The sequence below is a fragment of the Kitasatospora sp. NPDC090091 genome (assembly GCF_044747365.1).
In the GTDB taxonomy this organism is placed as follows: Bacteria; Actinomycetota; Actinomycetes; order Streptomycetales; family Streptomycetaceae; genus Kitasatospora.
The window spans coordinates 405,808-429,343 of the sequence record NZ_JBIVDY010000002.1; the positions used below are offsets into that span (position 1 = coordinate 405,808).

Sequence of the window (23,536 nt, forward strand, 5' to 3'; positions counted from 1 at the left end):
CCGCCCCGATGCTCACCCGGCTGTCGCTGCGCGCCCGGCTGCTCGTGCTCGCGCTCGCCCTGGTCACCACCGGGCTCGCGGTCAGCGACACCGTGGTGCTCGGCACCGTCCGGATGCAGCTGGTGCAGCGGCTCGACGAGCAGCTGCAGCGCTTCGGCGAGCCGCTGTCCAAACGCGCCCCGGGCCGGACCACCTGGCCCGAGAACAGGCAGCCGTCGGTCACCGGCAAGCGCGGCGCCCCCAACTACCTGGCGGCGCTGCCCAGCCAGTACCTGGTGCAGTACCTCTCGGCGGACGGCCGGGTGCAGCAGGTCGTCCGCCAGCCGGTCTCCGAGAACGACCCGGCGCCCCAGCTGGCCGGGCTCGACCCGGCCGCCACCTCCCCGGACACCCCCTTCGACCTGCCCGACCAGCGCGGCCGCAACTCCTGGCGGGTGGTGGTCCTGCCGCTCCAGCGGCCGGCCGCCCCGGCCAGCGTCTTCGCCACCCCGACACCCTCCGCCGCGTACCTGATGGTGGCCGTCTCGCGCGAGGACATCGACGCCACCGTGGCCCGGCTGCGCACCTCGTTCCTGGCGATCGGCGGCGCGGTGCTGGTGCTGATCGCGGCGCTCGGCTTCTTCGCCGTCCGGGCCGGGCTGCGGCCGCTGCGCCGGATCGAGGAGGGGGCCGAGCTGATCGCCTCCGGCGAGCTCTCGCACCGGATGCCCGCGCTCCCGCCGCGCACCGAGGTCGGCCGGCTCTCCATCGCGCTGAACGGCATGCTCACCCAGATCGAGGCCGCGTTCGCCGCCCGGGCCGAGTCCGAGGCGCGGATGCGTCGGTTCGTCGCCGACGCCTCGCACGAGCTGCGCACGCCGCTGGCCGGCATCCGCGGCTTCGCCGAGCTGTACCGGATGGGCGCGCTGCCCACCGAGGCGGACGTCCGGCGGACGATGGTCCGGATCGAGAACGAGGCCGTCCGGATGGGCGCCCTGGTCGAGGACCTGCTGGTGCTCGCGCGGATCGACGAGGAGCGCCCGCTCGACATCGCCCCGATGGACCTGCGCACCCTGGCCGCGGACGCCCTGCACGACCTCACCGCCCTGGACCCGTCCCGCCCGGTGGCCCTCACCGGCCCGGCCGGCGAGGGCGCGCCCGGCCCGGCGCCGGTCCTCGGGGACGAGGCGCGGCTGCGCCAGGTGGTCACCAACCTGGTCGGCAACGCCGTCAAGCACACCCCGCCCGGCACCGCGGTGCGGATCGGCGTCGGCACCGATCCGGACGGCCTCTGCCTGCTGGAGGTCGCCGACTCCGGCCCGGGGCTCACCGCCGAGCAGGCCGGGCTGGTCTTCCACCGCTTCTACCGCGTCGACGCCTCCCGCAGCCGCCACGACGGCGGCGGCGCCGGCCTGGGCCTCGCCATCGCCACCGCCCTCACCCACGCCCACGGCGGCACCCTCACCCTCCACACCGCTCCCGGCCGGGGTGCCACCTTCCGCGTGGAGCTGCCCCGCCAGCGCTGAGACCTGGGCCGAACACGTGGGCCGGCCGCACCGGCATCACGGTGCGCTCTCGATGCCGCTGCTCCCTTCGCCCGCCAGAATCGCGCTCGCGACGACAGTGAGCAGGTGATCGGCGCGTGGCGCGAGCGAGGGTTGATCGCCGAGCCACGCGAGCGCCGCCACCAGCGCAAACAGATCGGTGCCGTCGATGTCGGCCCGCGCCGCGCCCGCGGCCTGAGCACGGGCGAGGAGCTCCGTGCCGGCTGCGCGCATGGTGACGCACGAAGCATGGAGTGCGGACCCGGTGTCCGCGAGAGCAGCCGCCATCAGCGCTGTCACGCCCCGGTACTCGTGCGCGACCGTGACGCAGTCGCGCAGCCACGACAGGAGAGCGTCTTCGGGCGAGCTCGACCTCTTGAGCTCGCCCGCCCGTGCCGTCAGCCCGTCGAAGTTCGTGCGGAGCAGGGCGTCGAGCAGCGCCTCGCGGGTCGGGAAGTGACGGAGGAGCGTGGCGAGCCCCATGTCGGCCCTGCGCGCGATGTCGCGCAGCGACGCCTCGGCGCCCTGCTCGGCGATGACGGTGCCCGCGACTGCGAGCAGGTGGTCACGATTCTTCCTGGCGTCGGCCCGCATCTGCCTCTCCCGGCTATCCGGATCGGTGGTTCACTTGACCATCCGGATCAGTGGTCCATATATTCGGATCAGTGGTCCGGATAACCGGATCACTGATCCAGTCAGCGTACCCCCCGGAAGAGCAGGAGGAGAACGATGCCGACACGCACGATGAGGGCGATCCGGCTGCATGAGCACGGCGGCCCCGAGGTTCTGCGCTACGACGAGGTGCCGATGCCCGAGCCGGGACCGGGTGAGGTGCTCGTCCGTGTTCACGCGATCGGCATCAACCCTCCGGACTGGTACCTGCGCGACGGGCTGGGCAACATCCCTCCGGAGAAGCGGCCGCAGTTCGACCTGCCCGTGATCCCCGGAACGGACGTCTCGGGCGTCGTCGAGGCCGTCGCCGCGGATGTGGAGGGCTTCTCCGTCGGTGACGAGGTCTTCGGTCTGCTTCGTTTCCCGAGTTTCGACGGCAATGCCTATGCCCAGTACGTGGCCGCTCCCGCGTCGGACCTCGCGCCCAAGCCGGCCGGCATCGATCACGTGCACGCCGCCGGGGCGCCGATGTCCCTGCTGACGGCGTGGCAGTTCCTGATCGAGCTCGGACACGATCACCCCTCGCCCTTCCAGGCGGCGCGGCACCGTCCGGTGGCCCTCGACGCCGGCACGACGGTGCTCGTCAACGGCGCTGCGGGCGGTGTGGGGCACTTCGCACTGCAGTTGGCGAAGTGGAAGGGCGCACGGGTCATCGCGGTGGCATCGGGCGCGCATGAATCGTTCCTGCGCGAGTTGGGCGCCGACGAATTCATCGACTACACCAAGAGCCGTCCCGAGGAACTCGTGCGCGGCGTCGACCTCGTTCTCGACGCCGTCGGCGGACGCGACAGCAGCCGCTTCCTGCGTACGCTCAAGCGCGGCGGTGCCCTGTTCCCCGTGTTCTTCGGCGAATTCGACGAGGCGGAGACCGCAGAGCTGGGCGTCACGGTCTCGGGCACCCAGGTCCGCTCGCACGGCGCGCAGCTTGCCGAAGCGGGACACCTGCTCGACGCGGGCACGGTTCGCGTCGCGGTCGACAGTACGTTTCCGCTCGCGGACGCCCGGGCGGCGCACGAGCGCGCCTCCCGGGGGCACATCCAGGGCAAGATCGTGCTCACGGTCCCCCAGGAATGACCCCTTCCACCGTCGCCGGGGCCCCGGAGTCCCGTCGGCGGCGGGTCAGTGCGGGCCGTCGGGCTGGAGGTCCCGGGCGAGGAGCCCGGCCTGGAAGCGGGAGTTGGCGCCGAGTATGACCATCAGTTCGGCGACCCGCCGGCGGTACGTCCGCAGGGAGAGGCCGAGCAGCCGGGCCCCGGTCTCGTCGGTGTGCCCGGCGGCGAGGGCCTGGAGGATCTGCCGGGCCTGGTCGGTGAGCAGCGGCGGGGCCGCGGTGCAGTCGGCGAGGTCGGTGGCCGTCTCCCAGGTGGCGCGGAAGAGCGAGCGCACGCCCTCGACCACCTCTGGCGTCTGCACCACGGTGAAGGTGCGCACGCCGCGGACCGGGGCGCCGGCGAGGATCGCGGTCCGCCGGTCGATGATGATCGCCTCCCGGGCGAGCGGCCCGTCGGAGATCCGGACCTCGATGCCGGAGGCGGCGATCCGCAGCAGCCGCTTGTGCGACTCCGGGTCGGCGAGCGCGCGCCGCGTGTAGAGCTTGCGCATGGTGAGGCCGGGGACGACGTGGGGGCGCTTGCCCTCGCGGAAGGCGGCGTTGACCCCGGTCGACCAGGTCATCAGGTCGGCGGCGGCTACCAGGAACTCCTCGCGCGAGGCGACGAACAGGTGGCCGACCCGCTGGACGAGCTCCTGTTCTCCGTGCAGGGTGATGATCCGATCGGTACTCATGGCAGCAAACTGCCAGATCGGCGAGCGGGTTGGCGAGCCCACCGGAGGCTTGATGCCATGACGACCTCACCTCATGTCACCGCGTCCGGTTCCCTCCTCCTCGGCGGCGACCTCCAGGTCTCCCGGATGGGCTTCGGCGCGATGAAGCTGCCGATGCGGGACTGGCAGGGCCCGGCCTGCGACCCGGAGCAGAGCCGCGCGGTGCTGCGCCGGGCCGTGGAGCTCGGCATCGACCACATCGACACGGCCTGGTTCTACTTCTACAAGGACGTCTTCGCCAACGTCCTGATCCGTGAGGCCCTCCACCCCTACCCGGAGAACCTGGTGATCGCCACCAAGGTCGGTCCCGGCCGCTTCCCCGACGGCACCTGGATGAACCCGGCCGACCGCACCGGGGTGCGCGAGGCCGTCCACCGCAACCTGCGCGAGCTGGCCGTGGACCGGCTCGACCTCGTCTACCTGCGGCGGATGCCCACTCAGAGCTCGATCGCCGAGCCCTTCGCCGCGCTGGCCGAGCTGCAGGAGGAAGGGCTGATCCGGCACCTCGGCGTCAGCAACGTCAACGCGGCCCAGCTCGCCGAGGCGGAGGAGATCGCCCCGGTGGTCGCGGTGCAGAACAAGTTCAGCGTGCTGGAGCACAGCGCCGCCGACGCGGCGCTGGTCGAGGACTGCGCCGAGCGCGGCATCGGCTTCGTCCCCTTCTACCCGCTGGGCGGTACCGGCGTGCCGGACCACCCGGTGCTCCGGGCGGTCGCCGAGCGCCACGGCGCCACCCGGGCCCAGGTGATGCTGGCCTGGCTGCTGGCCGCCTCCCCGACCGTCCTGGCGATCCCGGGCACCTCCTCCCCGGCGCACCTGGAGGAGAACGTCGCCGCCGCCTCGGTCCGGCTCGGCGACGAGGACCTCGCGGAGCTCGGTGCAGTCGCCCGGGAGCTGGCAAAGTAGGACGATCACACTGATTCCGGCGGTGTTTCCGTCACCGACCCGCGGGGGAGGCCGGAGGCGGCGGAGCACAGCGGGACTCAAGGGGATGCGGATGCCGGTGTCGTCCAGGCGGGGTGCCTCCTTCCGGCGCGACCTCAGTGAGTGGCGGGTCGGGCTGGTCGCCTGGCGGCTACTGGTGCTGCAGGCCTCCCACCCGGTGGTCGCGGCGGGGATGGACGAGCACTCCACCTACCGCGGCCATCCGTGGCGCCGGATCGAGCACACCCTCGGCAGCGGCCGGCGGCTCTTCCAGGCCGACGAGGAGGCGCTGCACCGGGAGGTCGAGCGCCTCGCCCGGGCGCACCGGCGGATCCGCGGCACCGCCCCGGACGGCCGGTCGTACGACGCGCACGACCCCGGTACCCGGGCCTGGGTGCTGCTCACCCTGTTCGAATCCGTCGTGGCCATGCGCCGGTTGGGCGGCGACCGCTACACCGGCGCCGAACTGGAGGCGGTCTACGGGGAGTTCCGGCAGATCGCCGCCGTGTTCGGCCTCCCGGAGGACGCGGTGCCGAAGAGCGTCGCCGAACTGCCCCGCTACTTCGACCGGATGGTGCGCGAGGAGCTGGAGTTCACCGGCTCGGCACGCTACCTGCTGTACGACATCCTGCGCGAGGCGCCGCAGCCGCGCCGGCTCCGGTGGCTGGGGCCGGTCGGCTGGCGGCTGGTCCGGGCGGTCGCGGCCCGGGTGATCACCGCCCTCACCGTCGCCGACCTGCCGGCCGCCTACCGCGAGCGGTTCGGCCTGGCCCCCACCCGGCGGGCGGCCGTGCTCTCCGTGCTGCTGCACCGCGGCGGCCGGGCGGTGGCGGCGCGGCTGCCGGACCACCTCCGTTACCGATCGCCCGACCGCCGCCCCACCGTGCGCCGACCGCCCCGGCAGGACACCCGGCGGCCGCGGGTGGACCGGTTCTTCCACGAGGTCCTGGACCAGACCGGGGACGGCTACGTCACCGCCCGCGACCTCCAGGCCATGGCGCACAACGTCTGCTGGCAGCTGGAGCTCACCGAGGAGGGCGAGGCCGCGGTGTACGCCGGCTTCGAGGCCTGGTGGGAGCAGCTCCGCTCGACCATGGACACCGACGGCGACGGCCGGGTCGACCGGGCCGAGTTCGTCGCCGCCACCCTGGCGGGTTGCGACCGGGATCCGGACTACCTGGAGGCCGGCCTGCTCCGCGCCCTGCGCGCCGTCTTCACGGCTGCCGACACCGACGGCAGCGGTTACCTGGACGCCGACGAGTACCGGGCGCTGTTCGGCGGCCGCCGCGTCCACCCGGCCGAACTCTCGCACGGGTTCCGGCAGTTGGACGCGGACGGGGACGGCCGCATCACCGAGCGGGAGTTCCTGGCCGGCTTCGTGGAGTACTTCACCTCCCGGAGCCCGTCCGCGGCCGGCACCCACCTCCTCGGCCGCCCGTAGCGGCGCCGGGGCCGCCGGCCCGTAGCCGGGCCACCGCCCCGGCCGGCGCCACCGAACCGTCCTGCCGGTCGGCCCGTGCGGCCGTCCGGTAGGACGGTTTGGCCGATCCGGCGGCTGTCAAGCGACGGATTGGCCAAGATCATCCCCGGGTTCGCCCGCTCGTTCGTTGTGGGCGCCGGGTCGAGTTCGCAGACTGTGCGCACGGCATCGCTGCCGGTCAGTGGCCGGTTCAGTCCCACCCCGCCCGCAATCCACCCGTAAGCATGATGGATACTGGCCCTTGTGAACGTGTTCACGTTCACAAGCGGACAAGCTTGCGCTGATGAGCAGCGGTCTACGGCTAGAGATGACGTTTCTGAAGTTTGTCCGGTAAGTGACCTTCACCAGGTCGGTTGAAGAGAGGGCGACGTGGAACTGGCAATCGCTCACGAGACCATCGCGCGATGGCAATTCGGCATCACCACCGTCTACCACTTCCTCTTCGTCCCGCTCACCATCAGCCTCGCCGCCGTCGTGGCCGGGCTGGAGACCGCCTGGGTGCGGACGGACAAGGAGAAGTACTTCCACGCCACCAAGTTCTGGGGCAAGCTCTTCCTGATCAACATCGCGATGGGTGTCGTCACCGGCATCGTCCAGGAGTTCCAGTTCGGCATGAACTGGTCGGACTACTCCCGGTTCGTCGGCGACGTCTTCGGCGCCCCGCTCGCGATGGAGGCGCTGATCGCCTTCTTCTTCGAATCGACCTTCATCGGCCTGTGGATCTTCGGCTGGGACAAGCTGCCGAAGAAGCTGCACTGCGCCTGCATCTGGATGGTCTCGCTCGGCACGGTGCTCTCCGCCTACTTCATCCTGGCGGCGAACTCCTGGATGCAGCACCCGGTCGGCTACACCGTCGACCCGGCCACCGGGAAGGCGCAGCTCACCGACATCACCCGGGTCCTGTTCCAGGACACCACCGTGACCGTCGTGCTGCACACCCTGACCGCCGCCTTCCTCACCGGCGCCGCCTTCATGGTCGGCATCGCCTCCTTCCACCTCTGGAAGGCCAAGCGCAGGCCCGCCGGTGCGGACCCCAAGAAGGTCGCCGTGATGCGCACCTCGCTCCGGCTCGGCCTCGTCCTCGCGGTCGTCTTCGGCCTGGGCACCGCGCTCAGCGGCGACTCGCTGGCCAAGGTGATGTTCCGCCAGCAGCCGATGAAGATGGCCGCCGCCGAGGCCCTGTGGGACACCCAGGCCCCCGCGCCGTTCTCGGTCTTCGCGGTCGGCGACGTCGGCAAGGGCCACAACTCGGTGGAGCTGGAGGTCCCGGGGATACTCTCCTTCCTCGCCAACAGCGACTTCAGCTCGTCTGTCCCCGGCATCAACGACACCGCCGACGCCGAGGCCGCCAAGTACGGCGGCGACCCCAAGGACTACATCCCGAGCATCTTCGTCACCTACTGGGGCTTCCGCCTCATGATCGGCTTCGGGATGACCTCCTTCATGGCCGGCCTGGTCGGACTCTGGACCACCCGGAGGAAGTGGTTCCTGGCCCCGGGGTTCCGCACCGGCGACACCGAGGTGCCGCGGCTGATGCTGACCCCGAGCCGTGAGCTCGGCCCCTTCCTCACCAAGTGGAGCTGGCGGATCGGCATCCTCACCATGGGATTCCCGCTGATCGCCAACAGCTTCGGCTGGGTCTTCACCGAGATGGGCCGCCAGCCGTGGGCCGTCTTCGGACTGATGACCACCGCGAGCGCCGTCTCGCCGAACGTGGGCGTGGGCACCCAGATCGGCGCGCTGGCCACCTTCACCGCGCTGTACGCCGTCCTCGCCGTCATCGAGGTCCGGCTGCTGGTCAAGTACGCCAAGGCCGGCCCGGTCACGTCCGAGCAACCGCCGGCCGTGGACCCGACGTTGCGCGGCCCGTCCGCGGGCGACGACGCCGACAAGCCCCTCGCCTTCGCCTACTGACGACGGATAGGACCGATCGACCATGCAACTCCACGACGTCTGGTTCGTCCTGATCGCCGTCCTCTGGATCGGCTACTTCTTCCTGGAGGGCTTCGACTTCGGCATCGGCATCCTCACCAAGCCGCTGGCCCGCGACACCGCCGAGCGGCGCGTCCTGATCAACACGATCGGCCCGGTCTGGGACGGGAACGAGGTCTGGCTGCTCACCGCCGGCGGCGCCACCTTCGCCGCCTTCCCGGACTGGTACGCGACGCTGTTCAGCGGCTTCTACATCCCGCTGCTGCTGATCCTGGTCTGCCTGATCGTGCGCGGCGTCGCCTTCGAGTACCGGGCCAAGCGCCCGGAGCCGCGCTGGCAGCGGAACTGGGAGGAGGCCATCTTCTGGACCTCGCTGGTCCCGGCCTTCCTCTGGGGCGTGGCCTTCGCCAACATCGTCCGCGGCGTCGACATCGACGCGCAGAAGAACTACGTCGGCAGCTTCTGGGACCTGCTCAACCCCTACGCCCTGCTGGGCGGTCTGGTCACCCTGAGCCTCTTCACCTTCCACGGCGCGGTCTTCGCCGCGCTCAAGACGGTCGGTGACATCCGGGAGCGGGCGCGGGCCATGGCGCTCCGGCTCGGCCTGGTGACGGCGGTGCTGGCCGCGGTCTTCCTGCTCTGGACCCAGGCCGACAACGGCAACGGCCGGAGTCTGGTGGCGCTGGTGCTGGCCGTGCTCGCGCTGGCCGGTTCGCTGGCGGCCACCCGGACGGGCCGGGAGGGCTGGGCGTTCGTCCTCTCCGGGGCGACCGTGGTGGCCGCGGTCGCGATGCTCTTCCTCGCGCTCTTCCCGGACGTCATGCCGTCGACCCTGAACGACGGCTGGAGCCTGACGGTCGGCAACGCGGCGTCCTCGCCGTACACGCTGAAGCTGATGACCATCGTGGCCGCCGTCTTCACCCCGCTGGTGCTGCTCTACCAGGGCTGGACGTACTGGGTGTTCCGCCGGCGGATCGGCGTCCAGCACATCCCCGGGCACGCCCCGGCCGCCGCGACCGACCAGGGCTGAGCCGTGAAGCCGGTCGACCCCCGCCTGCTCGGGTACGCGCGCACCACCAGGGCCTTCCTCGCCGGATCGGTGCTGCTCGGCGCCGTGAACGCGGCCCTGGTGGTCGCCCAGGCGAGCCTGGTCGCCGAGATTGTGGTCCGCGGTTTCCAGCAGCGGGCCGCACTCGGCGAGCTCACCACCGCGCTGGTGCTGCTGGCGCTGACGGCGGTGGGGCGCGGGCTGGTCGGCTGGCTCACCGAGCTGATCGCCCACCGGTCGGTCGCCCGGGTGAAGTCCACCCTGCGGCGCCGGCTGCTCGACCACGCCACCGCGCTCGGCCCGGCCTACCTGGCGGGCCGGCGCACCGGCGAACTCACCACCCTCGCCACCCGCGGCGTCGACGCGCTGGACGACTACTTCGCCCGCTACCTGCCGCAGCTGGCGCTCGCGGTGGTCGTCCCGGTCGTCGTGCTGCTGCGGATCCTCGGCGCCGACCTCGCCTCGGCCGCGATCATCGCCGGGACGCTCCCGCTGATCCCGCTCTTCATGGTGCTGATCGGGATGGCCACCCAGTCCCGGATGGACCGGCAGTGGGCCACCCTCGCCCGGCTCTCGCACCACTTCCTGGACGTGGTCGCCGGGCTGCCGACGCTCAAGGTCTTCGGCCGGGCCCGGGCCCAGGCCGCGACCGTCGCCCGGATCACCGCCGACTACCGTCGGGCCACCCTGCGCACCCTGCGGATCGCCTTCATCTCCTCGTTCGCGCTGGAGCTGCTCTCCACGCTCTCCGTGGCGCTGGTCGCCGTCTCGATCGGCTTCCGGCTGGTGGACGGCTCGCTGGACCTGGAGACCGGGCTGCTGATCCTGATCCTGGCGCCCGAGGTCTACTTCCCGATCCGCCAGGTCGGCGCGCTCTACCACTCCAGCGTCGAGGGGCTGACCGCGGCCGACGAGCTCTTCCGGGTGCTGGAGACCCCGCTGCCGAAGGCCGGCACCGTGCCGGCCCCCACCCCGGCCGGCGCCACCGTCGAGGCCGCCGGCCTCACCGTCGCCTTCCCCGGCCGGGCCGCGCCCGCGCTGGCCGGCGCCGGACTGACGCTCCGTCCGGGGGAGACGGTCGCGCTCACCGGCCCGAGCGGGGCCGGCAAGTCCACCCTGCTCGGCGTCCTGCTCGGGCTCACCGCACCGGACGCCGGCAGCGTCCGGATCACCGCCGCCGACGGCCGGACGTACGACCTGGCCGAGCTGGAGCCGGACGGCTGGCGGTCCCGGATCGCCTGGGTGCCGCAGCACCCGCACCTGTTCGCCGGGACGGTCGCCGACAACGTCCGGCTCTACCGGCCGGACGCCGGCGAGGCGGAGCTGCACGCGGCGCTGCGGGCCGCGCACGCGCTCGACTTCGTGCGGGCGCTCCCGCAGGGGCCCGAGACCCTGCTCGGCGAGGACGGCGCCGGGATCTCGGCCGGCCAGCGGCAGCGGCTGGCGCTCGCCCGGGTGCTGCTCGCCGACGACCGGCCGCTGGTGCTGCTGGACGAGCCGACCGCCAACCTGGACGGCGAGTCGGAGGCGGCCGTGGTGGCGGCGGTCCGGGCGCTGGCGGCCGATCCGCGGCGGACCGTGCTGCTGGTCGCGCACCGGCCCGCGCTGCTCGCGGTCGCCGACCGGCGGGTGCGGCTGGAGGCGCCGGACGCCGTCGGGCCGGACGCAGCGGGCGGTGCGGTGCCGGGTGGCGCGGTGCCGGGCGGTGCGGTGCCGGTGCTCACCCACAGCGGGCGGCCGGTGCCCGCCCCGGCGGACGCCGACGCCGACGCCGACCCGGGCGACGGGCCGGCCGGGGAGCAGGGCGTGAAGCCCCGGCTGGCGCTCTCGGTACTGCTCGGCGCGCTCGCCCTCGGCTGCGCGGTCGCGCTGATGGCCACCTCCGGCTACCTGATCTCCCGCGCCTCCGAGATGCCGCCGGTGCTCTACCTGATGATGGCCGTCACCTCGGTGCGCGCCTTCGGCATCGGGCGGAGCGTCTTCCGCTACGCCGAGCGGCTGGTCTCGCACGACGCCGTGCTGCGCAGCCTCGGCACCCTCCGGGCCGCCGTCCACCGCCGGCTCACCGTGCTCGCCCCGGCCGGGCTGCCCGCCTTCCGGCGCGGGGACCTGCTCTCCCGGCTGGTCGCCGACGTCGACGCGGTGCAGGACCACTACCTGCGCTGGCGCCTGCCGGCCGCCGTGGCCGCCGTGGTGTCGCTGGGCTCCGCCGTCGCGCTGGGCGCCTTCCTGCCGGCCGCCGGCCTGGTGCTCGGCCTCGGCCTGCTGCTCGCCGGGGCGGCGGTGCCCGCGCTGACCGGGCGCTGGTCGGCCGGCGCCGAGCGGCGGCAGGCCCCGGCCCGCGGCCGGCTGGCCACCGCCGTGGTCGACACCTTCACCGGGACGGCCGAGCTCGCCGTCGCCGGGGCGCTGCCCCGCCGGCTGGCCGCCGTGCGCGCCGCCGACGCCGCGCTCACCGGGCTGGCCGCCCGCTCGGCGGCCACCGCGGCGCTCGGCACCGGTCTGATCACCCTGCTCACCGGGCTGACCGTGACCGCCGCCGCGGCGGTCGGCGTCCAGGGCGTCCACAGCGGAGCGCTGGCCCCGGTCTGCCTGGCGGTGGTGGTGCTCACCCCGCAGGCCGCCTTCGAGGCCGTCACCGGGATGCCGCTCGCCGTCCAGGCCCGCCGCCGCAGCCGGGCCGCCGCCGCGCGCCTCGACGAGGTGCTGAACGCGCCCGCGCCGGTCGCCGAGCCGGCCGAGCCGGAGGCGCTGCCCGAGCAGCCGCTGCCGATCGCGGTGCGCGGCCTGACCGTACGGCACCCGGGGCAGCCGGTGGACGCGCTGGCCGGCGTCGACCTCGACCTCGCCCCCGGGCGGCGGATCGCCGTCGTCGGGCCGTCCGGCTCCGGCAAGACCACGCTCGCCCAGGCCCTGCTGCGCTTCCTCGACCCGGTGGCGGGGAGCGTCACGCTCGCCGCCGGCCGTCCACAGGCTGTGGACAGCCGGGAGCTGGCGGGGGACGACGTCCGCCGGGTGATCGGACTCTGCGCGCAGGACGCCCACGTCTTCGACAGCTCGCTGCGGGAGAACCTGCGCCTGGCCAGGCCCGGCGCCGACGAGGCGCAGCTGCGCGCCGCGCTGGCCGCCGCCCGGCTGCTGGACTGGACCGACACCCTCCCGGCCGGGCTGGACACCATGGTCGGCGAGCACGGCGCCCGGCTCTCCGGCGGCCAGCGCCGGCGGCTCGCGCTGGCCCGGGCCCTGCTGGCCGACTTCCCGGTGCTGGTCCTGGACGAGCCGGCCGAGCACCTCGACCTGCCGACGGCCGACGCGCTCACCGCCGACCTGCTGGCCGCCACGGCCGGCCGGACCACCGTCCTGATCACCCACCGGCTGGCCGGTCTGGACGACGCCACCGTCGACGAGGTGCTGGTCCTGGACGGCGGCCGGGTGGTCGAGCGCGGCCGGTGGTCCGCGCTGGTCGCGGAGCCGGGCGGCCGGCTGCGGGCGATGTGGGAGCGCGAGCGGGAGGCGGACGGGTTCGCGGCGGCCGGTGCGGGGCAGGAGACGCCGGTGCCGGCCGGGCGCTGAGCCCCACTCGGCGGCACCGCTCCTGTCGCGCCGCCCTTCGGCCGAAAACCGTACAAACTACGCTCGTCTCATGGACCCCACGCCCGACCTGCCCGACGCCGCTCCGGACCCGACTCCCCATCGGGTGCCCGAGATCTCCTCGCTCGGGCTGGACACCCTGGTCACCGAGGTGGCGGAGCGGCTGCAGTCCGCGGCCGCCGTCACCGACCGGATGCAGCGGCTGCTGGAGGCCGTGGTTTCGGTCGGTTCCGGGCTCGACCTGCACGCCACGCTGCACCGGATCGCCTCCGGTGCGGCCGAGCTGGTCGACGCCCGGTACGCCGCCCTCGGGGTGATCGCCCCGGGCGGCCACGGCCTGGCCGACTTCATCCACGTCGGGGTCGACGACGGGACCGCCGCCGAGATCGGCGAGCTGCCGGCCGGCCGGGGCATCCTCGGCGCACTGATCGACCGGCCCGAGCCGCTGCGGCTCACCGAGCTCGGCGCCGACCCGCGCTCCTCCGGGTTCCCGCCGCACCACCCGCAGATGCGCACCTTCCTCGGCGAGCCGATCCGGATCCGCGACGAGGTCTTCGGCAACCTCTACCTCACCGAGAAGAAGGGCGGCGGCGCCTTCACCCCCGAGGACGAGCAGGTGGTGCACGCGCTCGCCGCCGCCGCCGGCGTGGCGATCGAGAACTCCCGGCTCTACGAGGAGGGCCGGCGCCGCGAGCGCTGGATCGCCGGCGCGGCGGCCGTCACCACGGCGCTGCTCTCCACCGACGGGGCGCAGGTCGCCCTGACCATCGCGGCCGAGCAGGTCCGGGAGCTGGCGGACGCCGCGCTCGGCATGATCCTGCTGCCGACCGGTGACGGTGACGGTGACGGTGGCGGCGACGGTGACGGGGGCGGGCAGATGCGGGTGGCCCACGCCTCCGGCGAGGCGGCCGAGTTCGTCCGGGGCGAGCTGCTGCCGAAGGACAGCTTCGCCGCGCGGCTGCTGCAGGGCGAGAGCGTCCACCTGGACGACATGTCCAGCGACCCGACCGTGGTGATGCGGCTGGCGCGCAGCTTCGGCCCGTCGATGGCGGTGCCGATGGTCGCCGCCGGGCGGGTGCTGGGCGGGCTCAGCGTCTGGCGTGCGCGCGGGGCGGTGGCGTTCACCGACGCGGAGAAGCAGCTCGCCGAGACCTTCGCCTCCCAGGCCGCGCTGGCCCTGCGGCTGGCCGAGGGACAGCGGGACCAGCAGCGGCTGGCCGTCTTCCAGGACCGTGACCGGATCGCCCGGGACCTCCACGACCTGGTGATCCAGCGGCTGTTCGCGACCGGGATGATGCTGGAGAGCGCGGCCCGGCGCGCCGTCGTGCCCGAGGTGAAGGTCGGCATCGGCAAGGCGGTGGACGAGCTGGACGCCACCATCCAGGAGGTCCGCACCACCATCTACGCCCTCCAGCACGACAACCACGGCGACGCGCCGGACACCCTGCGGACCAGGGTGCTGCGCGAGGGCAGCCAGGCCGCGGCGGCGCTCGGCTTCAAGCCCTCGGTGACCTTCATCGGCCCGGTCGAGAGCATGGTCGGCGAGAAGACCGGCCGCCAACTTCTGGCGGCACTACGGGAGATGCTCTCCAACACGGCCCGGCACGCGCGGGCCTCGCGGGTCGGCGTGGAGGTCGACGCGACCGTCCACCTGGACGACGTGGGCCGCCCGGTCGGCGGGGACCCGGAGTCGCTGGACCGCGGCGGCCGGCCGGGAGTGCTGCTCACCGTGACGGACGACGGCGTCGGCATCCCGCCGGACGGCCGGCGCAGCGGGCTGAGCAACCTGACCCGGCGCGCGGAGGTGCTCGGCGGCGACGCCTGGCACGAGCCGGGTCCGTACGGGAAGGGCACGCTGGTGCGCTGGACGGCCCGGCTCTGAGCCGGTCGGGCCGCCCGGCTCCGAGCCGCTCCGCAGGGGGCTTCCGGGGGCTCCGGTGGGCCCCGGGCGCTCGCACGTTCTCGAACGGACGGTGATGGAGTGGGGCGCGAGGGGAGTGAGTGGTGTGCAGTCGGTGAAAGTTTAACGAGAGAGAACTTTGCGGCCAACGGAGCAAGTTGTGCATTTCCTGCCCTTCCGGCGCGCTCGTGTGCACACATAGCTTTACTCCCGTTTCGGAGAGGTACCGGACTGGGGGGACAGTGGACGCGTCGGGCCGCGGTCACACCGCAGCAGGGGCAGGTCGAGGGGGGTTCCGGGCCGAACGGGCGCCGGACGGGCGCTACCGCTGGCAGCTCAAGGCGCCCAACGGCCGCGTGGTGGCGATCACTCCGGCCGCGTACGAGACGGCCGGCGAGGCCGAGCGCGGCTTCGACGGCTTACGCGCCGGCGCCGACACCCTGGTCGCCCGGATCACGCACGTCCGGGACGGCATCGGCTGGATCTGGGTCGTCCCCGGCTCGCGCACCCTCCCCGAGGTGCGCTCCAGCCGCGCGTACGAGCGGTACGCGACCTGCCAGAACGCCTTCCGACGGTTCGTGGTGCTGCTGGCGAAGCAGCCGGCTCTCGAACTCCCCGACCGAAAAGCGCCGTTGAGACGCTCCGATGCCGCCCGCTGAGCGCCGGGGCCCCCGTCTGCTGATCCTCCCCGCCGCCGACCGCTGCGTCGGCTGGACCTTGCGCGCCGCCAACGGCCGGCAGCTCGGAGCCGGTGTCCGCACCTACCGCAGCGAGGACGAACTCGCCGAGGCGGTCCGCGAATTGATCATCGAGCGGGCGGCCCTGCGGTGCACCGTGGGACAGTCCGAGGGGCGCCTGTGGGTGTGGACCGCGCACCTGCCCGTGCGCAGCACCCGTCCGGGCGCCGGCGAGGCCGTCGCGGTCGCCCGCAGCGCCCGCGGATACCTCCGGCGCGACCAGTGCCAGGCCGCCGTGGAGGCGTTCCTGACCGGTCTTCAGTGGATCGGCCAGGAGCTGCGGCGCAGCGGCGGCCGCCGGCCCTGGTGACCGGTCCGCACCGCGACCCGCACCGCCCCGCACCACCCCCGTCCGGCCACCCCGCGGCCGCCCGTCCGGCCACCCCGCCAGGCCGCCGCTTCCCTCCTCCCCGGTGAAGCGCAGGTTTCCGGCAACACCCCGAGCCGCCACCTGGAGAAGAACGTCACCGGCCTCCGACCTGCGGATTTCCCACCCGCCACGGCCGCCCTGACCAGTCACTAAACCTCTCCGAACCGATGAGTCGACATTCGCCGGCGGCCGCCGACCGCACTTCCGGCGGAACTGCCGCGGCAGACAGGATCAGCTCTGCCGGAGCGGCCGCCGCGGACGCGGCCACCGGCCCCGGGCCCCAACCAGGGCGCGGGTACAGCGATGCACGTCTCTCCCACCGGAGGAACAGGAACATGCGCAAGACCGCTGCCAAGCTGCTCGCCGTTGCCGCCATCGCCACTTCGGTCGCCACCGTCGCCGCCGGCACCGCCGTCGCCGACCCGGCCGTCACCCCGGCCGCCGCCGACATCGTCAGCGTGGGCTCCGACACGACCCAGTCCGTGTCGACCCAGTTCTCCACCGACTACAACGCCTACCTGACCAGCATCGGCGACACCACCTCGCCGCGGTACTACAGCTGGGACGCGACCGGTTCCGCCACCATCACCCCGAAGTCCGGCGCCTCCGCCATCACCCGTCCGAACGGCTCGGGCGCGGGCATCACCGAGCTGAACACGGCCGGCTCCAAGGTCGACGTGGCCCGCTCCTCGCGTGCCCCGAAGCCGACCGACCCGGCCTCCGACATCTTCGTCGCGTTCGCCAAGGACGCGGTGACCTGGTCGGCCAACAACGGCGGCCACGCGCCGGCCAGCCTGACCGCCGCCCAGCTCAAGGGCATCTACGACTGCTCCATCACCAACTGGACGCAGATCAGCGCCACCCTGCCGAACGCCACCATCAAGCCGTGGCTGCCGCAGGCCAACTCCGGCACCCGCGCCTTCTTCCTGACCGCGATCGGCAACCCGACCGTGGGCAGCTGCGTCCAGGACGGCCCGGAGGAGAACGAGGGCGTCGACTCCCGCCTGGCCGGCGCCGACGTCGTCTACCCGTACTCGGTCGCGGCCTACCTGAGCCAGACCGTCGGCGGCCACGGCACGCCCACCTCCAACCCGGGCAGCCTGACCCTGCGCAACGTCGGCACCCTGGTGCCGGTCAACACCACCACCAACACCATCAACGCGCCGTTCGCGGCCTCCGCCTTCGGCCGCGTGGTCTACAACGTGGTCCGCAACGCCGAGTGGACCGCGACCGACGCGCACGGCGCCGCGCTGCGCAACATCTTCGGCCCCTCGGGCTGGATCTGCGCCAACGGCACCAACGACATCAAGAGCTACGGCTTCCTGCCGCTCTCGGCTGCCGCCTGCGGCACCACCACCCACAGCTGATCACCCGCTGATCACGCCGCATCACCCGGCGGCCACGGGCTCCGGCCCGTGGCCGCCGGTCACATCCGGCGCCGCGCCGGAAGCTCTCGGCACCACGCACAACCTCCCACCTCTCCCAAGGAGTTCAGCATGTCCCGTACCCGCGCCCGCCTCGTCGCCGCCGGTGCCGCCGTCGTCCTCACCGTGACCGGCCTGAGCGGTGTGGCCGCCGCCGACACCGCCCCGGTGGCGCCGACCGGCAGCGCTGTGGTGCACGAGAGCACCGCGTTCCTGAAGGACGCGGCCCTCAGCGGTGTGGTGGTCATCCCGCTGCCGGCCGCCACGCCGTCGTACGACAGCACCACCGGCTTCTCCACCACCTTCCCGGTGACCGGTGGCGACGCCAACCTCCAGGGCTACTACGGCAACGTCGAGCTGGGCGGCAGCCTGCTCTTCATCAACGTCTTCACCGGCAAGAGCGCGCTCTTCAAGCAGCTCGCGTTCAGCGCGGACACCTTCCAGGTCACCGGTGTCCTGGCCGGCGGTGCCGCGCCGGTGGCGCTGCTCGACCCGGCCGGCATGACGGACATCACCCGCTCCGGCGCCACCCAGACGGTGACCTCCACCGACCTCAAGGTGGACGCCGAGGGTGCGCAGGTCCTGGACGGCAAGCTGAACACCTCCTTCTTCAAGGGCGGCCAGTCGGTCGGCGACTTCACGCTGACCTTCACCGCCGGCAGCTGACCGCTCCCGGCGGCCGGCACTTCGGCGGGTCCGCGCGACGGCGTGGGCCCGCCGTGCTGTGCGGAACTCCGTGCCGTCGGTGCGGAGTTCCGGGTGGGGTTCAGGGTGGTGTGCTGGGCGGGTGCTGGGCGGCTTTCGGTGCGGAGTTCCCAACTCCGCTACGGAGTCGCCACGTTGGGGTCTCGTACATCGACACGACCGGATCCGGCCATCTCCGGCTGGCCGAATGGATGCGAACCGGAGCCGTCGGCCCGCTCGCAGCCTGATCCCCTCTCGCGCCGCGCCACGGGCGGTGCGCTTCGTACGGAGGTGCCCGCAATGAGACTCCGACTCCTACCTGATCCGAGACGCGGGAGGTGGCGCCGGCGACTGCCGGCGATCACCCTCGTCTGGTCGGTGGTGGTGGCGCTCGGCGTGGCCCCCATCGGCCTTGGCGCGCTGCCGCAGGCGCAGGCGTCGGTGTCGTCGGCCGTGACGAAGCCCGGGCCGAAGGTGTGGGACCCGAACACCTGGACCGAGGGTCCCGAGGGCAGCGTGACGGTCGCCCAGACCAAGGACCTCTCCAACCAGGTGCTGCAGGTCTCCTGGAGCGGGTTCACCCCGACCCTCAACACCATGGGCGAGTCGGTGCCCGTCGTCACCAAGGGCGACAAGCAGGTCCTCTACGCGGTCCGGGTCTACCAGTGCCGCGGCCTGGACCCGAAGATCACCGACTGCTACGGCAGCACGCTGTACAACGCCGACCCCGCCAAGGGGTTCAACCAGGTGGCGCCGCCGCAGGGCACCACGACGCCGGACTTCCCCTCCAACATGGCGATCGCGCCCACCGGGGCGGACGGCTCGGGGGCGACCAGCATCGAGGTGTGGACCGCGACCCAGAGCCCCTCGCTCGGCTGTGACGCCACCCACCCGTGCTCCCTGGTGATCGAGCCGAACTACGGCGGCGACACCCAGGACCCGAACCAGGTGCGCAACGGCGCGGTCGACTGCACCGACCACCTCAGCGACATCGACGGCTTCTTCAACACCGCGAGCGACGGGGGGCTGGAGGCCTACGCGGCGTCCTGGGCCGGCAACCAGTACGCCGGGTTCCAGATCGGTGAGCAGTGCGCCTGGGAGAAGCGGACCGTCATGCCGCTGTACTTCGCGCCCACCGCGGCGGACTGCGAGAACCAGGCCGCGGTGTTCAAGTCGGCCGGCCTGGAGATGGCGAACCGCGCCGTCCAGCAGTGGCGGGCCGGGCTCTGCCTCGCCGACTCGCCGCTCTCCTTCCAGTACTCCGCCTCCGGCGGTGAGCCGCAGGCCCGGCAGGCCTTCCTGGGCGGCGCCGGCCTCGACGTCGCGCTGACCGCGCGGCCCGACACCGCGACCCCGGCCCGGCCCTACGTCTACGCGCCCCTGGCGACCAGCGGGGTCTCGGTGGTCTTCGTCGTCGACGACACCAGGACCGGCCGCCAGCTCCGGGACATGAAGCTGACGCCGCGTCTGGTGGCCAAGCTGCTCACCCAGTCGTACGCGCCGCCGGGCCTGCCGGTGGCCTCGGTGAGCGGCAACCCCAGCTGCATCTTCCAGGACCCGGAGTTCAAGCAGCTGAACCAGTTCTCCGAGGCGAGCGGCATGCAGTGGCCGTCCTCCTGCGCGCCGGCGGAGTTCGAGCCGACGATCGTCGGCGGCACCACCGACCTCGTGTACCAGCTGACCGCGTGGATCGCCGCCGACCCGGACGCCACCCGGTTCCTGGACGGCGAGGAGGACCCGTGGGGCATGCGGGTGAACACCTTCTACCAGCGCGGCGCCTTCTCCGGTTACCCGGTGGACGCCGTCCAGCCGCAGGACTTCTCCGGCCCGACCGGTGCCTCCGAGGCCGCCAGGAAGATGCGGCAGTACGAGTGGAACCCGGTGCTCGGCGGCCTCACCCAGGTCTTCCGGACGATCCAGGAGAACCGCTCCACCTGCCAGCTCTGGATGCCCGACGGGACCGGCAACCACCCGAAGTGCGATCCGATGGCCCGCGGTGACCGCAAGCTCTTCGCCATCATGGACAGCGCCCAGGCCAAGGCCTTCTCGCTCCCCGAGGCGGCCCTGAAGAACCCGGCCGGCGGCTTCGTCTCGCCGACCACCAACGGCTTCCAGGCGGCGGTGGGCGACATGACGACCGACGCCGCGACCGGCACCCAGCAGCTCCCGTACGGCGTGGCCGACACCGCGTTCTCCCGGGACGCGCAGGCCTACCCGCTGGCCACCGTCCAGTACGCGATGGTGCCCACCGGCGGGGTGTCCGGCGAGAAGGCGGCGGCGATCAGCCGCTTCCTCACCACGGTCGCCGGCAGCGGCCAGGTCTACGGGGTGGAGCCGGGCCGGCTCGCGCCGGGCTTCCTGAGCCTGACCGGGGCGCAGCGCCAGCAGGCCCTCGACGCCGCGAAGCACGTGGAGCTCCAGGACGGCAAGTGGCCCGGCAACCAGGTGCCCCCGCCGGCGCCGCCGACCGGCGGCGACGGTGGGACCACCGGTGGGACCACGGGTGGGACGACCGGCGGGACCGGCGGCACGAGCGGCGGCACGGCCACCGGCGGCGAGAGCGGGGCCGGGTCCGGCGCCGCGGGCACCGGCGGCGCGGCCCCGGTGTCCGACGGCACGACGGCCGGCGGCTCGGACGGCGGTTCCTCCTCCGGCAGCACCGGCAGCACCGGCGGCACCGGCGGCCTGGGCGTCGAGAGCGCCACCGGCGGTGCGACGGGCGGCACCGCCGGCACCGGCGCCGGCCCGGCGAACGGGACCCCGGCGCCGGCCGCCGCGAAGCCCACCGCCGCGCCGAGCGCCCAGGTCGGCCCGCTCGCGGCGGCCCCGGTGGCGGCCGGCAGCCCGGCGGCCGACCGGGCCGGCACGGCCCGCCTGCTGCTGCCGGTCGCGGTGATCGCGGGCCTGGTGCTGCTGATCGGCGGCCCGGCGGCGCTCCTCCTCGGCGGCACGCCCGCCGGCGAGCGGGCGATGGCCGCCACGGGCCGGGCCTGGGCGCGGCTGCGTCGCCGGCCCTGAGCCCGCAGCGGCAGTGACGACCCGGCGGGGCCGCCGTCCCCGGCCCCGCCGGGTCCCCCTCCCCGGGCGGACCGCCCGGGGACTCCCTGTACCGAGTACTTCCGTACCGAGCGCGCCGGAGAGCAGACCATGACAGCCGCCGCCGAGCCCGCGGCACCGTACGCCGGGGCTCCACGTCCACCCGATCCCGATGTCCCCCGCGTCATCACCGCCCCAGCCACCCCGGGAGACCGGGTGTTCCGCGGGGTGCTGCGGGTGGCCGGGCTCTCGGTCTTCGCGATCATGGGGCTGATCGCGTTCTTCCTGATCCTGCGCGGCGCGAGCGCGCTGAGCGAGGTCGGCTGGTCCTTCCTCACCGAGCAGAAGTGGCAGACCCAGGCGCACAACTTCGGCATCGCCGCGGTGCTCCCGAACGGCCTGCTGATCGCGGTGATCGCGCTGATCATCGCCGTCCCGGTGTCGCTCGCCACGGCGGTCTTCATCTCCGAGTACGCGCCCGCCCGGCTGCGCGCCACGCTGATCTCGCTGGTCGACCTGATGGCGGCGATCCCCAGCATCGTCTACGGCCTCTGGGGGCTGTTCTTCCTCCAGCCGCGGATCATCGGCTTCGTCCGCTGGACGGCCAACCACCTCGGGGACGCGATCCCCTTCCTCAAGGTGCGCACCGGCGACATCGGGACGTCGTACACGTCCTCGACCTTCATCGCCGGGGTGGTCGTCTCCCTGATGATCATCCCGATCGTCACCTCGCTCAGCCGGGAGGTGTTCTCGCAGGCCCCGCAGGGCGAGCGGGAGGGTGCCTACGCGCTGGGCTCCACCCGGTGGGGGATGGTCCGCACGGTGGTGCTGCCGTTCGGCCGCGGCGGGGTGATCGGCGCGGTGATGCTCGGCTTCGGCCGGGCGATGGGCGAGACCATCGCCGTCGCCCTGATCATCTCGCCGAACTTCAAGGCGATCACCCACGTGCTGGAGAACGGCGCCAACTCGATCTCGGCGCTGATCGCGCTGCGGTTCGGCGAGTCGGACGACCTCTCGCTCTCCGCGCTGATGGCGGCCGGGCTGGTGCTCTTCGGGCTCACCCTGCTGGTCAACCTGGCGGCCGGGTTCGTGATCAACCGGTCCCGCTCCGGCGCCTCCACGGCGGACTGACCGTGGCCCGCCCCGCCGCCCGCCGCCCGCTGCCGCCCCGCCGTGAAGGGACGTACCGATGACCACTCTCGACCTGCCGCCGGCCGCGGCCGCCGCACCGGCCGCCACCGCCGAACCGCCCCGCCCCGAGAAGCGGATCCGGCTCGGCGGCGTCACCGCCGAGGACGTGCTGACCGTGGCCGGTGCACTGACCGGCTCGCTGGCGCTGAACTGGATGCTCTACGAGCGGATCCTGCCGTTCAGCGGTGCGTTCGGCTTCCTGCTCTGCTGGTACGTCCTCTTCCTGCTCGGCTACTTCGCCATCGGCCGGCTGCAGTGGGGCCCGCTGATGGTCCGCGACCGCCTGGTCTCGGTGGTCGCCTGGAGCTCCGGCGTGCTGGTGGTCGGCCTGATCGCCGACCAGATCGGCTTCGTGCTGGCCCGCGGCCTGGACGCGGCCAAGCACCTCAACTTCTTCACCGAGTCGATGGACCACACGGCCGCGCTCTCCCCGATCACCTCGGGCGGTGCGCTCAACGCCATGGTCGGCTCGCTCGAACAGCTCGCCCTGACGACGCTGTTCGCCGTTCCGCTGGGCATCGCGGCGGCCGTCTTCATGTCCGAGGTCGGCGGCCGGATGGCCCGGCCGGTGCGGACGCTGGTCGAGGCGATGACGGCACTGCCGTCGATTGTCGCCGGGCTGTTCATCCTCGGCGTCGTGATCATCACCTTCGGCTTCGAGAAGAGCGGCCTCGCGGCCTCGCTCGCCTGCACCGTGATGACGATGCCGATCGTCACCCGGGCCGCCGAGGTGGTGATCCGGCTGGTGCCGGGCACCCTGCGGGAGGCCTCGTACGCACTCGGCGGCAGCCAGTGGCGCACGGTGTGGAACGTCGTGCTGCCCACCGCCCGGCCGGGTCTGGTGACCGCGGTGGTGCTCGGCATGGCGCGCGGCGTCGGGGAGACCTCCCCGGTGCTGCTGACCTCGGGCTTCACCTCGCAGTTCAACGCCGACCCGTTCAGCGAGCACCAGGTCTCGCTGCCGCTGTACATCTGGAACTACGTCAAGCAGCCCTACCCGGAGATGATCTCGCGCGCCTTCGCGGCCGGCCTGACCCTGATGGGCGTCGTCCTGATCCTGTTCGTCACCGCGCGCGTGGTCGGCGGCCGCCGCCCCGGCCAGTTGACCCGGCGGCAGGTGCGCCGGACCGACCGCTCGGCCCGTCTCGCCGAGGCCGCCGCCCTCGGGGCGCACTGATGTCCGACCCAACCACCCTCAGT

The 23,536-nt window shown here is 73.3% G+C and carries 17 protein-coding genes; 15 read left to right on the forward strand and 2 right to left on the reverse strand.

Annotated elements, in window-relative coordinates:
• The first annotated feature begins 8 nt into the window (after positions 1–8).
• Positions 9–1,505, forward strand: a complete 1,497-nt coding sequence (locus ACIPSC_RS04785) for a sensor histidine kinase (RefSeq protein ID WP_400822969.1) — start codon at positions 9–11, stop codon at positions 1,503–1,505.
• 36 nt (positions 1,506–1,541) lie between these two features.
• Here ACIPSC_RS04785 and ACIPSC_RS04790 read toward each other — a convergent pair whose 3' ends face one another.
• Complete coding sequence (locus ACIPSC_RS04790; protein ID WP_400822970.1) at positions 1,542–2,117, reverse strand: TetR/AcrR family transcriptional regulator; 576 nt, start codon at positions 2,115–2,117, stop codon at positions 1,542–1,544.
• 135 nt (positions 2,118–2,252) lie between these two features.
• On the opposite strand from ACIPSC_RS04790, the gene ACIPSC_RS04795 reads away from it, so the two are divergent.
• On the forward strand, positions 2,253–3,269 hold the full coding sequence (locus tag ACIPSC_RS04795; RefSeq protein WP_400822971.1) for an NADP-dependent oxidoreductase: 1,017 nt from the start codon (positions 2,253–2,255) through the stop codon (positions 3,267–3,269).
• A 45-nt stretch (positions 3,270–3,314) separates the two neighbouring features.
• Here the strand turns inward: ACIPSC_RS04795 and ACIPSC_RS04800 are convergent, their stop codons facing one another.
• Entirely contained in the window at positions 3,315–3,980 is a 666-nt protein-coding gene (locus ACIPSC_RS04800; protein ID WP_400822972.1) for a DNA-binding response regulator, read from the reverse strand.
• 57 nt (positions 3,981–4,037) lie between these two features.
• Between ACIPSC_RS04800 and ACIPSC_RS04805 the strand changes: the two genes are divergently transcribed.
• The 13 genes from ACIPSC_RS04805 (at position 4,038) to pstA (ending at position 23,513) form a co-directional block, all read left to right on the forward strand.
• A complete protein-coding gene (locus ACIPSC_RS04805; RefSeq protein ID WP_400822974.1) occupies positions 4,038–4,925 on the forward strand; it encodes an oxidoreductase in 888 nt (295 codons plus the stop codon).
• A 91-nt stretch (positions 4,926–5,016) separates the two neighbouring features.
• Positions 5,017–6,384: an oxygenase MpaB family protein gene (locus ACIPSC_RS04810; RefSeq protein WP_400822975.1), complete on the forward strand. Its 1,368-nt coding sequence runs from the start codon at positions 5,017–5,019 to the stop codon at positions 6,382–6,384.
• A gap of 408 nt (positions 6,385–6,792) precedes the next feature.
• Positions 6,793–8,337, forward strand: a complete 1,545-nt coding sequence (locus ACIPSC_RS04815) for a cytochrome ubiquinol oxidase subunit I (protein ID WP_400822976.1) — start codon at positions 6,793–6,795, stop codon at positions 8,335–8,337.
• 22 nt (positions 8,338–8,359) lie between these two features.
• Positions 8,360–9,385, forward strand: a complete 1,026-nt coding sequence (gene cydB, locus ACIPSC_RS04820; protein ID WP_400822978.1) for a cytochrome d ubiquinol oxidase subunit II — start codon at positions 8,360–8,362, stop codon at positions 9,383–9,385.
• A gap of 3 nt (positions 9,386–9,388) precedes the next feature.
• The gene (gene cydD, locus ACIPSC_RS04825; RefSeq protein WP_400822980.1) at positions 9,389–12,976 is read left to right on the forward strand and encodes a thiol reductant ABC exporter subunit CydD; all 3,588 of its coding nucleotides are present in this window, start codon (positions 9,389–9,391) and stop codon (positions 12,974–12,976) included.
• Between the two features lie 70 nt (positions 12,977–13,046).
• On the forward strand, positions 13,047–14,876 hold the full coding sequence (locus ACIPSC_RS04830) for a GAF domain-containing protein (protein WP_400822981.1): 1,830 nt from the start codon (positions 13,047–13,049) through the stop codon (positions 14,874–14,876).
• 377 nt (positions 14,877–15,253) lie between these two features.
• Positions 15,254–15,553: a hypothetical protein gene (locus tag ACIPSC_RS04835; RefSeq protein ID WP_400822983.1), complete on the forward strand. Its 300-nt coding sequence runs from the start codon at positions 15,254–15,256 to the stop codon at positions 15,551–15,553.
• Entirely contained in the window at positions 15,540–15,941 is a 402-nt protein-coding gene (locus ACIPSC_RS04840; RefSeq protein ID WP_400822984.1) for a hypothetical protein, read from the forward strand. Before ACIPSC_RS04835 ends, ACIPSC_RS04840 begins: the two co-directional genes overlap by 14 nt.
• 395 nt (positions 15,942–16,336) lie before the next feature.
• On the forward strand, positions 16,337–17,368 hold the full coding sequence (locus ACIPSC_RS04845; RefSeq protein WP_400822985.1) for a PstS family phosphate ABC transporter substrate-binding protein: 1,032 nt from the start codon (positions 16,337–16,339) through the stop codon (positions 17,366–17,368).
• A gap of 129 nt (positions 17,369–17,497) precedes the next feature.
• Complete coding sequence (locus tag ACIPSC_RS04850) at positions 17,498–18,091, forward strand: hypothetical protein (protein ID WP_400822986.1); 594 nt, start codon at positions 17,498–17,500, stop codon at positions 18,089–18,091.
• A 318-nt stretch (positions 18,092–18,409) separates the two neighbouring features.
• Positions 18,410–21,127, forward strand: coding sequence for a hypothetical protein (locus ACIPSC_RS04855; protein WP_400822987.1), 2,718 nt, complete (start codon positions 18,410–18,412; stop codon positions 21,125–21,127).
• A 129-nt stretch (positions 21,128–21,256) separates the two neighbouring features.
• Entirely contained in the window at positions 21,257–22,276 is a 1,020-nt protein-coding gene (gene pstC, locus ACIPSC_RS04860) for a phosphate ABC transporter permease subunit PstC (protein WP_400822988.1), read from the forward strand.
• A 58-nt stretch (positions 22,277–22,334) separates the two neighbouring features.
• Positions 22,335–23,513 carry a phosphate ABC transporter permease PstA gene (gene pstA / locus ACIPSC_RS04865; protein ID WP_400822990.1) on the forward strand — a complete coding sequence of 393 codons (1,179 nt, stop codon included), beginning with the start codon at positions 22,335–22,337 and terminating at the stop codon, positions 23,511–23,513.
• Positions 23,514–23,536 lie beyond the last annotated feature (23 nt).

What these genes read in the sequence shown, in the direction of transcription:
- ACIPSC_RS04785 (WP_400822969.1), top strand. Translation starts at nt 9, where the DNA reads ATGCTCACCCGGCTGTCGCTGCGCGCCCGGCTGCTCGTGCTCGCGCTC.
- ACIPSC_RS04790 (WP_400822970.1), bottom strand. Translation starts at nt 2,117, where the DNA reads ATGCGGGCCGACGCCAGGAAGAATCGTGACCACCTGCTCGCAGTCGCG.
- ACIPSC_RS04795 (WP_400822971.1), top strand. Translation starts at nt 2,253, where the DNA reads ATGCCGACACGCACGATGAGGGCGATCCGGCTGCATGAGCACGGCGGC.
- ACIPSC_RS04800 (WP_400822972.1), bottom strand. Translation starts at nt 3,980, where the DNA reads ATGAGTACCGATCGGATCATCACCCTGCACGGAGAACAGGAGCTCGTC.
- ACIPSC_RS04805 (WP_400822974.1), top strand. Translation starts at nt 4,038, where the DNA reads ATGACGACCTCACCTCATGTCACCGCGTCCGGTTCCCTCCTCCTCGGC.
- ACIPSC_RS04810 (WP_400822975.1), top strand. Translation starts at nt 5,017, where the DNA reads ATGCCGGTGTCGTCCAGGCGGGGTGCCTCCTTCCGGCGCGACCTCAGT.
- cydB (WP_400822978.1), top strand. Translation starts at nt 8,360, where the DNA reads ATGCAACTCCACGACGTCTGGTTCGTCCTGATCGCCGTCCTCTGGATC.
- ACIPSC_RS04830 (WP_400822981.1), top strand. Translation starts at nt 13,047, where the DNA reads ATGGACCCCACGCCCGACCTGCCCGACGCCGCTCCGGACCCGACTCCC.
- ACIPSC_RS04840 (WP_400822984.1), top strand. Translation starts at nt 15,540, where the DNA reads ATGCCGCCCGCTGAGCGCCGGGGCCCCCGTCTGCTGATCCTCCCCGCC.
- ACIPSC_RS04845 (WP_400822985.1), top strand. Translation starts at nt 16,337, where the DNA reads ATGCGCAAGACCGCTGCCAAGCTGCTCGCCGTTGCCGCCATCGCCACT.
- ACIPSC_RS04850 (WP_400822986.1), top strand. Translation starts at nt 17,498, where the DNA reads ATGTCCCGTACCCGCGCCCGCCTCGTCGCCGCCGGTGCCGCCGTCGTC.
- ACIPSC_RS04855 (WP_400822987.1), top strand. Translation starts at nt 18,410, where the DNA reads ATGAGACTCCGACTCCTACCTGATCCGAGACGCGGGAGGTGGCGCCGG.
- pstC (WP_400822988.1), top strand. Translation starts at nt 21,257, where the DNA reads ATGACAGCCGCCGCCGAGCCCGCGGCACCGTACGCCGGGGCTCCACGT.
- pstA (WP_400822990.1), top strand. Translation starts at nt 22,335, where the DNA reads ATGACCACTCTCGACCTGCCGCCGGCCGCGGCCGCCGCACCGGCCGCC.